Source organism: Aulosira sp. FACHB-615, from assembly GCF_014698045.1.
Classification (GTDB): domain Bacteria; phylum Cyanobacteriota; class Cyanobacteriia; order Cyanobacteriales; family Nostocaceae; genus Nostoc_B.
Genome location: NZ_JACJSE010000014.1, coordinates 15,422 through 29,123, shown reverse-complemented (window position 1 = coordinate 29,123; position 13,702 = coordinate 15,422). Strand labels below are relative to the sequence as shown.

Sequence of the window (13,702 nt, the reverse complement as noted above, 5' to 3'; positions counted from 1 at the left end):
TTTAAATATTTTTTGATGTACCTATGCAGGAGAAGTTCAGCATGTTTAATAAAACTGACACGGCTAAGAGTGGTGATGGAATAAATCGTGCTTCGTTAATTGCATCTAGCAAGGTTTCTGAGAATAAGATATCTCTGAAGACTAGTTCTCAGACAGTTACTTCTGATGGCGAAACACAGCCGAATTTGGGTGGGAATTTTAAAAGGCTGAGTTTAGAAACTAAAGCCACAATTTTAGCGATCGCCATCAGTACTATACCAGCCTTATTCATTGGTGCGATCGCCTACCATCTAACCAGTAAATCCTTAACCAAACAAATTACCCAATCTCAAACGACGGAAGCTGTTGATTTAACTGAGAAAGTTAACCGCTTTATGTCCGACAGATATGGAGATATTCAAATCCTGGCTAACTCGCCTTTATTTGCCAAGGGCAACCTCACCAGCAATACTAATAATTCAGAAAAGCAGGCGTTACTCGATAAAATCCTCACCAATTATCAAAATTATAATAGTATTGCGGTCTTTGATACCGAAGGCAATGTGATTGTTCAATCTTCGGGTGAACCGATAGAGAACCAAAAAGACAATAGTTATTTTCAGGCGACACTACTCAAAGATGCGGCTGTGATTATACAGCCAGAAAAGTCTAGTGATATTTATCTTGCTGCCCCAATTAAAAATAGCACCACAGGTAAAACTTTAGGCATAGTCAGAACTAGTCTCCCAACCAAAGCTTTAGCCGAAACCCTCAAAAACTATGCTGTGAATGGTTATCAATATGCTTTAATAGATAACTCTGGCAAAGTTTTCTTAAGTTCACGCCCAGAATTATTAGGCAAAGAAGCAAAAGCCGAATATCCTGGTTTAGCCAAAATTCTCACCACCAATAATATTGCTACACTCACAACCGTTCCCCAAAGCCAGCGTAAACGGCAATTAATTAGTTACGTCCCAGCACCCAAAATTGCAGGTTTATCTGATTTAAATTGGCAAGTATTACTCATCAATGATGCGGCAATTTTATACGGTACACAACAACAATTGTTGTGGATTGTCACGATTGGCATAGCCTTGATTGGAATAATTGTAGCAGCGATCGCAGCTTGGTTAGCCAAACGTACCACACAGCCCATCATCAATGCCACCGCCGCCGTCGCCAAACTCGGACAAGGTGAACTCAACACCCGCCTCGCCTCCCAAAGAGAAGACGAATTAGGCGTATTAAGTGCCAATATTGATCACATGGCTGCCAAATTGCAGGTATTAGTCAACGAAAAAGTTGAAATTGACCATACCAAAACCATCATTCAAGCCACATCCCCAGAAGAACGTCCCACACAAGAAGCCTTACAACTGCAACTCTTAGAACTACTCAACGACATCGAAGGTGCAGCTAGAGGTGACTTAACAGTCCGCGCAGATGTTACAGATGGCGAAATTGGCACTGTGGCTGACTTTTTCAACTCTATTGTCGAGAGTTTGCGGGATATCGTCACCCAAGTTAAACAAGCAGCTACCCAAGTCAACACGGCTATTGGTTCCAACGAAACAGCTATTCAAAAACTTGCAGACGAAGCCCTAGTACAAGCCGAGGAAATTAACCGCGCCTTAGATGCTGTGGATAATATGACTCATTCTATGCAAGCAGTAGCCAATAGTGCGGAACAAGCCGCTACCGTGGCGAATAACGCCGCCCAAAATGCTTCTAAGAGTGAAGAAGCGATGTATTTAACAGTGCAGAATATTCTGTCTCTGCGGGAAACTGTCGGCGAAACCGCCCAAAAAGTTAAACGTTTAGGCGAGTCTTCCCAACAAATTTCTCGCGTCGTCTCTTTAATTAATCAAATTGCCATGCAAACCAACTTACTCGCCATCAACGCAGGTATCGAAGCCGCCCGCGCAGGTGAAGAAGGACAAGGTTTTGCTGTGGTAGCCGAAGAAGTAGGTGAGTTAGCAGCCCGTAGCGCCGCAGCTACCCAAGAAATTGAACAAATTGTCGAGAACATTCAACGAGAAACCAGCGCCGTTGTGCAGGCGATGGAAATTGGTACTACCCAAGTTGGTGAAGGTGCGCGGGTAGTAGAAGAAGCCAAACAAAATCTCGGACAGATTTTTGATGTTTCTCGTCAAATTGATTCTTTAGTACAGTCTATTTCTTCTGCAACTGCATCTCAAGTGCAAACATCGCAAACTGTCAGCTTGTTAATGCAAGAAATCGCTGCCATTTCTCAGCGTACCAGAGATTCTTCTAGCTCTGTTTGCCAATCTCTCAAACAAACTGTCGAAATTTCTCATAAGTTGCAAGAGACTGTTGAGACTTTTAAAGTGAATTGATTTTGTCACTTGTCCTTTGTTGACGAATGACAAATGACAAGTGACTAATGACCAATGACTAATTATTAAAAATCATGTCACAAGATAAAGAATTAGAAATCCAGATGCAATTTCTGGAAGAAGCCACAGATTACCTCAATACCTTAGAGGCAGTCTTACTAGAAATCGATACCAGCCATCGTATAGATTTAGAAAAAATTAATGGCGCACTCCGCGCTGCCCACTCTATTAAAGGTGGTGCGGCAATGATGGGATTTCGGGTGTTAAGTGATTTAGCACACCGTTTAGAAGATGCCTTTAAAGTTTTAAAAACCCGCAAAAGTTCTTTAGAAATTGACCAACAATTGCAAAGTTTATTACTTTCAGCAATTGATTGGATGCGGCAAATTGTTGAATTATTATCAACCCAAAGTGCTATAGAAGAAGAATGGTTAACAAGTTTTTGTTATCCTGTTTTTGATGAACTTTATCAACGTTTGGGTGATCCTACTCCCGAAGATGCGACAACAATGTTGTCCCCAGAAGATGGACAGAATATTATTCCTTTATTATTTGAAACTGAAGTTGAAGGTTGTCTGCAACGTTTAGAAGCTGTGTTGGCTGATAGTCAACAACCTTGCTTGCAAGAAGAAGTGGCGATTATGGCGGCGGAATTAGGCGGTTTGGGAGAAATGCTGCAATTGTCAGCCTTTAGCCAACTGTGTGATTCTATTAAACAAACAATAGAATCTGCCGCACCAGAGCGCATCTCAGACATTGCTCAGATAGCATTGCAAACATGGCGGCGATCGCAAGCTTTAGTTTTAACCAATCAACTCGATAGTCTACCTAGGGCAATTGAGTTGAGTGAAATACCAACTACTTCCACAACTTATAATCAAACTGCGCCACTGTCAACCGCAGATGCCATCGCTCAATTCTTGGCGACAGATAACGGCGTTCACCCAGAAATAGAATTAGTCGAAATACCTGTAATTCACCAAGAAATCGAAATAGCTGCAAGTAATTTTGTACCTGTAGAAGCAGATATTCATCCTGTGAATCTGCCGGAAATTAACAATATTATTGCTGAACATAAAACTGAATTAATTGCTCCCAGCAAAGACCGTGAACATTCCGAAAATACAGTCCGAGTTCCTAGTAAACAACTAGAACAAATTAATGATTTATTTAGTGAACTAATTGTCCAGAGAAACGGACTGCATTCGCAACTAGAAAAATTACGTAAACTCTCACGTAATCTCGGACAGAGAGTGCAGAATCTGGATAGAGAAAATCAAGAATTACGCATGGCGTATAACCGTGTGATATCAGCTAGTATCCGGCAAAATAACAGTTCAGAAATAGATACTCAGCACTCAGTACTCACTACTCAGCCCTTATCCACCACGCATCACTCTCTCGAAGAAATTCATTTGCGATCGCAAGATATCGCCGAAACAATTGTCCAGGTGCAAGAAGTCTCCACCGACATTCAATTAAGTGCCGATGATGCCGATTTAATTGCTCGCAAATTAAACAAAACATCCAAGCAATTACAAACCAAACTCAATCAAGTGCGGATGCGACCAATTTCCGAATTAGTCGAGCGTTTTCCTAGAGCTATCCGTGACTTAAATGTCGAGTATGGCAAAAATGTCCAGCTAAAAATTGAAGGCGGTAATACTTTAATTGAACGCAGCATTTTAGAAGCATTAAATGACCCCTTAATGCACTTATTAAGAAATGCTTTTGATCATGGCATTGAAGAACCAGCCACCCGCCACCACTTAGGTAAACCAGAACAAGGATTAATCGAAATTCACGCCACTCATCGCAGTAATCGAACTATTATTAGTATGCGCGATGATGGACGCGGAATTTCTTTAGAAAAAATTCGTTCTCGCGCCTTAGCAATGGGGTTAGATAGTTCATTATTAGAAAGTGCCAGTGATGATGAACTACTATCACTAATCTTTGAACCAGGGTTTAGTACCTCCGAAACAGTCACCGCCTTATCTGGGCGTGGTGTAGGGATGGATGTGGTACGCAACAACCTGAAACTGGTACGTGGCGATATCACAGTTGACACTGAACCCGGCGTTGGTACGACTTTCACCTTATCAGTACCCTTTACCTTATCTGTGGCGAGAGTGCTGTTAGTCGAAACAGGTAAAATATTGCTGGCATTTCCCACCGATGTCATCTCAGAAGTATTTTTACTCCAAAGCGATCGCATCATCTCAATGGGAGGTAGCGAAGTCATCAACTGGCAAGGTACAATGCTGCCATTAATTCGCCTGGGACAATATCTGGAATTTAACTGTCCCCGCTACGACAGTCCCGAACTGGAAACTCCCGCCGCCATCAACGCCAACAGCGTCTTAATCGTTAAAGGTAACAATCAAACCGTTGCCATTCAAGTAGACCGTTGCTGGGGTGAACAAGAAGTTGCTATCCGCCAAGTTGAAGGGAACATACCCTTACCAGAAGGCTTTAGTAACTGCACAATTCTCGGTGATGGGAGAGTTGTGGCCTTAGTCAGTGCCAATGAATTACTCTATTGGATTGCTACCAATCAAAATACCCCGAAAAACAATCAATTACCCTCCGTCCGATTAAAAACACCCTTCCTGTTCGTTGACAGCGAAAAACTCGCAGCCTTACCTCCCAAGCCCAAAGGCAAGATTTTAATCATCGATGACTCTATTAACGTCCGCCGTTTCTTAGCACTTACCTTAGAAAAAGGTGGCTATCAAGTAGAACAAGCCAAAGACGGACAAGACGCTTTAGAAAAACTCGAAACAGGCTTACAAATTGCCGCCGTCATTTGTGATATTGAAATGCCGCGTCTGGACGGGTATGGATTTTTAGGCAAAGTCAAAAACAATGGTGATTTGAAAAATATCCCCGTTGCCATGCTGACTTCCCGTAGCAGCGATAAACATCGCCGAATGGCAATGCAGCTAGGTGCTAGGGCTTATTTTTCTAAACCTTATAATGAGCAAGAACTACTCCGTACCCTAGAACAACTCATTGGTAATATAGCCGAGAGTGCAGCTTCTAATTAAATAGGACTTACAGCACTGAGGATTCAGTAATGAGTAATAAGTAAATTTATGACTCATTACTCATTACTGCGATCGCGGGAATTTTCCCTCCTTTCTATAAAATCAAGTAGAGACGTTGTATACAACGTCTCTAGCACAACTGATCTTAATGCTTCAGTCCTGTTTTATCTTGAAGGATGTTAACCGATATTAACCTTGACTACTTTTTGTTTTTCTGCTTCTGATTTTGGCAAAGTTAACCGCAGAATACCATCTTTATATTCCGCTTCTACTTTGTCATGTTGAACTAAAGAAGGTAATGGAATTATTCTTTGAAATCTGCCATAACGGAATTCCGAACGACTGATGCCTTTTTCCTCAATTTTAGTTTCAGATTTACGTTCACCACTAATAGAAACTGCTTCTGGTGTAACTTCAACATTGATATCTTTGGCATCTAGTCCTGGTACTTCTAGCCGCAGATGAATGGTATCGTCTGTTTCTTCAATTTCAGCAGCCGGGACAAAATTAAATGCTGTTCTTTCACCACCATTTGTAGGTGCTAGTCTATCAAACAGACGATTCATTTGCCTTTGTAAAGTTTCCAGTTCTCGGAATGGTTCTAGGCGTTCAATATCACGAAACGGTTCCCAACGAATAAGTGCCATATCTATCACCCCTAAAATGCAAGATTTGGGATAATGAAGCTTAATTACAGGCTTATTTGTCGGTCAGTAATAGTTGAATCTTTTTGGAATATCAAGCCTAATCTCAAGCTTCTTGATTACACTTTAGCTTAAAATATTCTAGCTAGAGGTTCGGTTTTATAACAAAGTGCGATCGCAATAACCGTACCCACTTAATATAGTTTTGATTTTGTACCTTTTCGCTCAGTAAAGTTAGTTTCGCTTTTTCTAAGTAATGGGGTAGTGAGTAATAAGTAATGAGTTAAAATTTACGCCATACTTTTCTCAAACTCTTATAACTTTGTTTTCTAACCTGCGGGTAGCAGAAGAAAACGTCTACGCTTTTTCATGATTTTGCCTAAGTCTTATAAGTAATACCGTTTCTTGATGAAGATGCACTTTATTCTCTACTTTGGCGCTTCATGAAGAATTGGTATAAGGGGTATTTATCATTACTCCTTACTCTTGGCTGTAACCCTCGTCTCGCTGAACAAGATATTACTATTAATTTATTTTATACTAGCACGCTCTATGTGTGTATTCTATTGATCAAAGTTTAGCTGAATAGAGATTTAGTGTGTGTAAGTGGGCAATCTAAATATAGGTTGTGATGTGTTGACATCTAAATTGGGTTAACACAGTGATCACTTATGCAGTCAGACAAAAAATAAGGACTGCATCAAGAGTACAGGGGTATAGGTTGTAGATAAACGGAAATCTTACACCCATATCAACAGGAAACTTTCTACCTAAGTTCTGAGAATCATCAATAAAACTGATAATGAGGTGTTATGTTTCAAGTTGTTGTAGGACACAGTAATGATCCTGATTCTGAAAATGCGATCGCAGAAGTTATTCAAAAATGTACCACCTCTCTCGGTGGGTTAATTCCCCAAGCGGGAATTTTATTCAGTGCGATTGACTTTGAACATACTTTAATTTTGCAACATATTCAACGAATTTTTCCAGGAATTCAGTTAATTGGCGGCACTACGAATGGTGAAATATCCTCAATTTTGGAATTTCAACAAGATTCTTTAACTTTAATGCTCTTTGCTACAGACGAAGTGGAAATTTACGCAGGTGTGGGACGAGAAGCATCGAAAAATCCGGCTTTGTCTGCTCAACAAGCGATCGCTCAAGCAACAGCCCATACTACATCTACACCACAATTATGCTTGACCTTTCCCGATAGTTTAACCAGTAATGGAGTGTTAATTTTAGAAGGTTTAAAACAAAGTCTCGGAGGGCAGATTCCCATTATTGGCGGTATGTCTGCTGATGATTATACCTTTGACAAAACCTACCAATTTTTTCAAGATGAAGTTTTAAATGATTCAATTCCAGTATTAATATTTTATGGAAAATTATTATTTTCCCACGGAGTAGCTAGTGGCTGGACTCCTATTAGTCAACGTAGTTGTGTCACAAAAGTAGATGGTAATGTCGTCTATGAAATTGATGGACAACGTGCATTAGATTTCTATCAGCACTATCTAGGCGAAGAACGATTTACAGCCAACTATGCAATTCACGCCCTAGCCGTTTTTGAGGATCAAGAACATTTTTATATGCGTGCGCCCAATGGCTACGATCAAGAATCTGGTAGTGTGACTTTTTTCTCAGATATTCCCGAACAAGCTATTGTCCAGATTACTGATGCAAACCGTCAAGATATTCTATTAGCTTCTGAGGCATCTTTAAAAAATGCTCTTGTTAATTATCCTGGGTTAGAACCAACGGCGGCTTTACTTATATCTTGTGCTGCTAGACGGCGAATTTTGGGAACTATGGCTAGTGAAGAGTATAAACTTGTCAAAACTCACTTACCACCAACTTTACCTTGCTGTGGTTTTTATGCTTATGGTGAAATTGCACCTTTGATGACTAAAGGCCAAACTCAATTTCATAACAAAACCTTTGTCACACTGCTAATGGGAACAAAATGAGTAATGGACGTATGGATGATTATCCTAATTCCATACAAATGCAAGAGTTGGAAAAGACAAACCGAATCTTGCGAAAAAAGTTGGAACGCTGCGAAACTGAACGTCGGCAGGTAGAATCTGATATTGCGACTAAAGAATTTCTCCTTAAAAAAGTCATTTGTGAGTTAGAAACTTCACAAAATAACTTACAGCAAAGAAGCCAAGAGCTAGAAAATACTTTGCATAGTTTACATCAAATGCAAGTTCAGATGATTCAAAGCGAAAAAATGTCGGCTTTGGGTCAAATGGTAGCGGGTATTGCTCACGAGATTAACAATCCTGTAAGCTTTATTTACGGCAATCTCAGTCATATCCAGGGCTATATTCATGACTTGCTGCGTCTGCTTCAACTTTATCAGCATTACTTTCCTAACCCACCAGCCGAAATTCAAAAAGAAAGTCACATCATTGATTTAGAGTTTCTCAAACAAGATGTCACTAAGGTACTGTACTCAATGAATATTGGGACAGAACGCATTCGGGAAATAGTATTATCACTCAGGAACTTTTCTCGGTTAGATGAAAGTGAGTTCAAAGCAGTTGATATTCATGAAGGAATTGATAGCACATTGTTGATTTTGCAACACCGTCTGAAAGCTAATGAGCAAAACCCAGAAATCTTAATTATTAAAGACTATGGTGATTTACCAACTGTAGAGTGCTACGCTGGGCAGATGAATCAGGTATTTATGAATATTCTGGTAAATGCCCTTGATGCGATCGCAGAATTTAATACCAAACGAACTTATCAAGCAATCGAGAATCATCCCAGTTGCATTACAATCCGTACTGACTTAATTGATTCCAAGTGGGTCAAAATTGCGATCGCTGATAATGCCAATGGCATTCCCGCCGCCATTCAGACACAAATTTTTAACCCATTTTTCACCACAAAACCTATTGGTAAGGGAACAGGAATGGGACTGGCTATCAGTTACCAAATTGTTACCGAAAAACATGGCGGTAAGTTAGAATTTTTTTCGACACCCGGACAAGGAACAGAATTTGTCATTCAAATTCCTCTCAGACAATCTCTTAATTAGTTCCATTGCATAGCCTCCAGGCACTATTTATCAGGACTTACGCACAAAGATTGTCTATGAAGATTGGGTGTAAGGGTGTGGCGTAAGGGTTTTAGATATATACACCCCTATACCCTGTACCCTTGCACCCTCGCCAAAACCCTTGATTTTTCGTTTTTATGCGTAAGTCCTATTTATTTCACTTCAACATCAAAATTTAGAATGATTATTGAGCAGAAATCAACTAAAAAAGCCTGGACAGGGGCAATATCTCAACCAGCAACAGAATTTCCTCTCACACCATTACCAATTCTCTCTGGCAAAATCCCAGAAGGTTTACGCGGCACACTCTACCGCAATGGCCCAGGACGTTTAGAACGGGGCAATATCCATGTAGGACACTGGTTTGACGGCGATGGGGCAATTCTCGCAGTTAATTTTAATGCTGCTGGAGCCACAGGAGTTTATCGTTATGTACAAACGGCGGGTTATCAAGCCGAAACCGCCGCCGGAAAATGGCTTTACGGCAATTATGGTATGACTGCACCGGGGGCAATTTGGCATCAATGGCGCAAACCAGTAAAAAATGCTGCGAATACTTCTGTATTGGCTTTACCAGATAAACTCTTAGCACTTTGGGAAGGTGGACATCCCCACGCACTTGATTTAGCCACCTTAGAAACTCAAGGTTTAGATGATTTAAGCGGTTTAAAGCCGGGATTATTTTATTCTGCTCACCCAAAGGTTGATTTTTCAACACAGGAGATTTTTAATTTTGGTGTGAGTCTGGGGTTAAATGCCACACTGAATGTTTACAAAAGTGATAGGACTGGCAAAATTATTCAAAAAGCTCAGTTTCCATTAACAGGTTTGCCGCTAATTCATGATTTTGTTTTAGCAGGACAATATCTGGTGTTTTTTATTCCAGCCGTGCGGTTGAATTTGTTACCTATCGTTTTGGGAACCAGCAGTTATAGTGATGCACTCAAGTGGCGACCAAATTTAGGCACACAAATTTTAGTCATTGACCGTGAAACTTTAACTTTAGTCAGTCACGGAGAAACTGAACCTTGGTATCAATGGCATTTTGCCAATGGTTATGTTGATTCTAGCGGCGCAGTAATTGTGGATTTTACCCGCTATGATGACTTTCAAACTAATCAATATCTTCAAGAAGTTGTGACTGGAAAAATTCAGACAACTGCCAAAAACACATTGACGCGAGTTGTGCTGCAACCCCAAACTGGCAAGGTGACAACAATTGAAACTTTATTAGACCGGACTGGCGAGTTTCCCAATGTACCAGCGCCAAATGTTGGGCAGAACTCGCGCTACACCTATATGAGTTTATTTCGTCAAGGTACAGATATTAGTCAAGAATTATTAAATGCGATCGCCCGTTTTGATCACAATACCCATACCCTCACCGAGACCAACCTGGGCGAAAATCGTTATCCTTCAGAACCCTTAGCTGTGCAAGATATTCATAACCCGCAACAAAGTTGGGTACTCACTGTTGTCTATGATGGCAATTCTCATACTAGCGAAGTTTGGATCTTTGATAGCGATCGCCTAGACGCAGAACCAGTCTGTAAATTAAGTTTACCCAGCGTTATTCCCCACAGTTTCCACGGCACTTGGAAAGCTGCATCATCAACCTAACTCGAAGCACTCGTATAAAAACGCAAAGCAAACCGCCACCACTTAGTAGACAGCCAAAACAAAACAATTGCTAACACCAGCGCACCTATCAACCAACTAAACTGCACTCGTCCCAGCATCGCTTCTGCTGGCACAGTGGTTAAAAAAGTCACTGGTACTACAAAGGTAAAGAAAAAGCGGTAAGCTGCGGGGTAAGCCACCATTGGATATCTACCAGCCTCCAACAAACCCCGCAGCACTTCCGTGGCATTGTAAATTTTCACAAACCAAATGCTAGTAGCTCCCAGCATAAACCACAAGCTATAAAGAATTACTATCCCAAATAACAAAGGTACGGCACTTAGGAGATAATTATCAATTCCCAAGCCCAGGCGCTGGCCTGCATAGCCAATAATCAAACTACCTAAAATTAGATCCGGTAATCCCCACGGTGAAAGAGTATGAGTAGATAGCCAAAATTGACTGCGAATCGGTTTGAGGAGTACAAAATCTAAAGTCCCTACCTGCACATGACTCACAATTTTATTTAAATTCGGAGCCAAAAATGTCGCAGAAAAACCTTGTAGAATCGTAAAAATTCCCAACACAATCAAAGCTGCTTCCCATGACCAACCCGCAAAAGTATAGCCAGTACGATAAAACAAAAACAAGCTAAAAATACTTCCGCCTAAATTACCCAAACTAGTAAGTGCAGCAACTACAAAGTTAAGTCGATACTCCATCTCTGCCGCTAAGGAGGTAGTCCAAAATAGCCGGATTAATTTCCAATATCTACTCATCTTCGTCTAACATCTCATTACACAATTAATTTAGCAACTGACACAACCTTTATAATCTGAATCACATAATAATTTTACTTAATGACAATATAGCAATCCTAAAGGATGTATAAACATCTATCTCCCTTGTCTCTGTTATTCACACATCAACTAAAACTGCTATATATAGGACTCATATTTGATTTATGAAAAAAATCAGTACACCCAGGTCAAGCTTCTTTTCTACTCCCTACTCCCCATTCCCTACTCCCTGCCTACACAACTAGATTCAGAAATCAAATCGGATTCCTATATATAATTGCTTATTCTTGAAAACGTGAGGTTTTATGCACTTTGATTTACCAGAATTAATTAAATCTATCGGCTACTTTGGAGTCTGGGCAATAATTTTTGCTGAATCAGGATTACTTATTGGTTTTTTTCTTCCAGGCGATAGTTTATTATTTACAGCCGGATTTGTGGCTTCTCAGCATTTACTGAATATTTGGGTTTTAATTATTGGTGCATTTATTTGTGCAGTTTTAGGCGACAACATTGGTTACACTACGGGGCATAGATTTGGCAGAAAATTATTTCAGAAAGAAGATTCTTTATTTTTTCATAAAAAACACGTCGTTAAAACGCAGAAATTCTATCAAAAACATGGCAAAAAAACTATTGTTTTAGCTAGGTTTGTTCCGATAGTGCGGACTTTTGCCCCAATTGTTGCTGGCTTGGGTGCTATGCAGTATCAAACTTTTATGTTTTATAACCTCATCGGTGGCTTTTTTTGGACTGTGGGGATGACTTTATTAGGCTTTTTCTTAGGAAAAACTTTACCTGCTGAACAAGTAGATAAATATTTGTTGCCGATTATTGGAATGATTATTGTGATTTCTTTAGTCCCTTCGATTGTGCATCTAGTTCAAGAAAACCGAGCTAAAAACTAGTAAATTGGATTATTGGTATTGCGATCGCTTAAACGTCAACTAGAATTTCTGTCTGAGTATATGTAAGGTGTGTTAGGCGCAAGCTGTAACGCACCAAAAGCTTTTCTATTAGATGTGTGTTACGCTGTCGCCAACATATCCTACGTGTATTTCACAAATTAAATATGAGTCTTGTATACCAATACAGTTCAGTTAAGGCAACAACTTAGACTGGTGTAGGTTGAGTGGAGGAACGGAACCCAACATTCACGCATACTTTGTTGGGTTACGCTATCGCTACACCCAACCTACTATTCTTATACCAATTTAAGAAAAGAATGCAACAGATAGAAATAAAGAAAGTCTTACTGGAGCTAGATTTCTTAATTGCGAATTGCTAATTGCGAATTGGTATTATTACTCATGCTGTACCTCACTTACTTCAAAAGTGCTGTAATTTCTGTCTTCAGGAGAATGAACTCTCAACGCCTGAGAATAAAAATAAATTTATGAATGCTTGGAACATCAATCTCTATCTCTTACGGGAAAACCTGCTGTTTTTTACAGTTTCCACATTTTTGATTGGGGTAATTAGTTGGGGCTGGAAAAACGCCAAGCCATATACTGTACCTTTACCTTTTCCTTGGTGGTATAAGTGGTGGTTTTTAACGATGCAAATACTCGGTGTACTACTACCACTACTAATTATGCTCCTGTGGGGAGTATGGTGGAAACAGGGCATCGTGTTAGCTGTACTGGACTGGTACTTTATTATCTTGGTTTGGCAAATTTTTTTTGAAACCTTCACCCTGAGAAAACTACAACATGTTGTCTGGGTAATGGTTCCCTATATCTACCTCCCCTATCGTTTTTGGCAACTTTACGAAGGTTTGACGCTGTTGGGTTCTCAGACAGAACTACTTTGGGTGCGATATTTACTGATTTTGGAACTGGTGCTATGGATTGTCAATTACGCCATAGATGTAGTCCAACTTCCTCGGCTATTTCGCTGGGAAGTTAATTCAGCGCCTGTAATTAGTGATAATTGATAAATAGTATCAACTAGATTGAAAATATTTATGATCAGGCTAGAAACTCTGAGTGTTGGAGTTATGCTTGCTGTCGTAAACTGATAAATACAGCAAAATGCAACAAACAATCTCAAAAACTTGCATTCTTTAACAGCCTCATTTACAGTCAAGATAGATTCTCTAAAGTTCAATTATGTAGATAAAACTCTAGTTTTATCTACAAACAGTATCTTATCTTACATTTAGGAATTTTTTTAAACT

9 protein-coding genes are annotated in these 13,702 nt (G+C 39.9%); 7 read left to right on the top strand and 2 right to left on the bottom strand.

What is annotated here, in order from left to right; all coding sequences use genetic code 11:
* Positions 1-41: 41 nt before the first annotated feature.
* Both H6G77_RS20900 and H6G77_RS20895 read left to right on the top strand, forming a co-directional pair.
* Positions 42-2,336: a methyl-accepting chemotaxis protein gene (locus tag H6G77_RS20900; RefSeq protein WP_190872628.1), complete on the top strand. Its 2,295-nt coding sequence runs from the start codon at positions 42-44 to the stop codon at positions 2,334-2,336.
* 74 nt (positions 2,337-2,410) lie between these two features.
* Complete coding sequence (locus H6G77_RS20895) at positions 2,411-5,386, top strand: hybrid sensor histidine kinase/response regulator (protein WP_190592562.1); 2,976 nt, start codon at positions 2,411-2,413, stop codon at positions 5,384-5,386.
* 179 nt (positions 5,387-5,565) lie between these two features.
* Here the strand turns inward: H6G77_RS20895 and H6G77_RS20890 are convergent, their stop codons facing one another.
* Positions 5,566-6,033: an Hsp20/alpha crystallin family protein gene (locus H6G77_RS20890; RefSeq protein WP_190872627.1), complete on the bottom strand. Its 468-nt coding sequence runs from the start codon at positions 6,031-6,033 to the stop codon at positions 5,566-5,568.
* Positions 6,034-6,842: 809 nt separating this feature from the next.
* Between H6G77_RS20890 and H6G77_RS20885 the strand changes: the two genes are divergently transcribed.
* The 3 genes from H6G77_RS20885 (at position 6,843) to H6G77_RS20875 (ending at position 10,723) form a co-directional block, all read left to right on the top strand.
* Complete coding sequence (locus H6G77_RS20885; protein WP_190592564.1) at positions 6,843-8,000, top strand: FIST signal transduction protein; 1,158 nt, start codon at positions 6,843-6,845, stop codon at positions 7,998-8,000.
* Positions 7,997-9,082: a sensor histidine kinase gene (locus H6G77_RS20880; protein ID WP_396020681.1), complete on the top strand. Its 1,086-nt coding sequence runs from the start codon at positions 7,997-7,999 to the stop codon at positions 9,080-9,082. Before H6G77_RS20885 ends, H6G77_RS20880 begins: the two co-directional genes overlap by 4 nt.
* A 201-nt stretch (positions 9,083-9,283) precedes the next feature.
* Complete coding sequence (locus H6G77_RS20875; RefSeq protein ID WP_190872626.1) at positions 9,284-10,723, top strand: carotenoid oxygenase family protein; 1,440 nt, start codon at positions 9,284-9,286, stop codon at positions 10,721-10,723.
* On the opposite strand, the gene H6G77_RS20870 is transcribed toward H6G77_RS20875, so the two are convergent.
* Positions 10,720-11,502, bottom strand: coding sequence for an ABC transporter permease (locus H6G77_RS20870; protein ID WP_190872625.1), 783 nt, complete (start codon positions 11,500-11,502; stop codon positions 10,720-10,722). The two genes, H6G77_RS20875 and H6G77_RS20870, sit on opposite strands and share 4 nt — an antisense overlap.
* 326 nt (positions 11,503-11,828) lie before the next feature.
* On the opposite strand from H6G77_RS20870, the gene H6G77_RS20865 reads away from it, so the two are divergent.
* Together H6G77_RS20865 and H6G77_RS20860 are read left to right on the top strand one after the other, a co-directional pair.
* Complete coding sequence (locus tag H6G77_RS20865) at positions 11,829-12,431, top strand: DedA family protein (RefSeq protein ID WP_190592567.1); 603 nt, start codon at positions 11,829-11,831, stop codon at positions 12,429-12,431.
* Positions 12,432-12,919: 488 nt separating this feature from the next.
* Positions 12,920-13,459, top strand: coding sequence for a hypothetical protein (locus tag H6G77_RS20860; protein ID WP_190872624.1), 540 nt, complete (start codon positions 12,920-12,922; stop codon positions 13,457-13,459).
* The last annotated feature ends 243 nt before the right edge of the window (positions 13,460-13,702 follow it).

What these genes read in the sequence shown, in the direction of transcription:
- H6G77_RS20860 (WP_190872624.1), top strand. Translation starts at nt 12,920, where the DNA reads ATGAATGCTTGGAACATCAATCTCTATCTCTTACGGGAAAACCTGCTG.
- H6G77_RS20875 (WP_190872626.1), top strand. Translation starts at nt 9,284, where the DNA reads ATGATTATTGAGCAGAAATCAACTAAAAAAGCCTGGACAGGGGCAATA.
- H6G77_RS20900 (WP_190872628.1), top strand. Translation starts at nt 42, where the DNA reads ATGTTTAATAAAACTGACACGGCTAAGAGTGGTGATGGAATAAATCGT.
- H6G77_RS20890 (WP_190872627.1), bottom strand. Translation starts at nt 6,033, where the DNA reads ATGGCACTTATTCGTTGGGAACCGTTTCGTGATATTGAACGCCTAGAA.
- H6G77_RS20885 (WP_190592564.1), top strand. Translation starts at nt 6,843, where the DNA reads ATGTTTCAAGTTGTTGTAGGACACAGTAATGATCCTGATTCTGAAAAT.
- H6G77_RS20865 (WP_190592567.1), top strand. Translation starts at nt 11,829, where the DNA reads ATGCACTTTGATTTACCAGAATTAATTAAATCTATCGGCTACTTTGGA.
- H6G77_RS20880 (WP_396020681.1), top strand. Translation starts at nt 7,997, where the DNA reads ATGAGTAATGGACGTATGGATGATTATCCTAATTCCATACAAATGCAA.
- H6G77_RS20895 (WP_190592562.1), top strand. Translation starts at nt 2,411, where the DNA reads ATGTCACAAGATAAAGAATTAGAAATCCAGATGCAATTTCTGGAAGAA.
- H6G77_RS20870 (WP_190872625.1), bottom strand. Translation starts at nt 11,502, where the DNA reads ATGAGTAGATATTGGAAATTAATCCGGCTATTTTGGACTACCTCCTTA.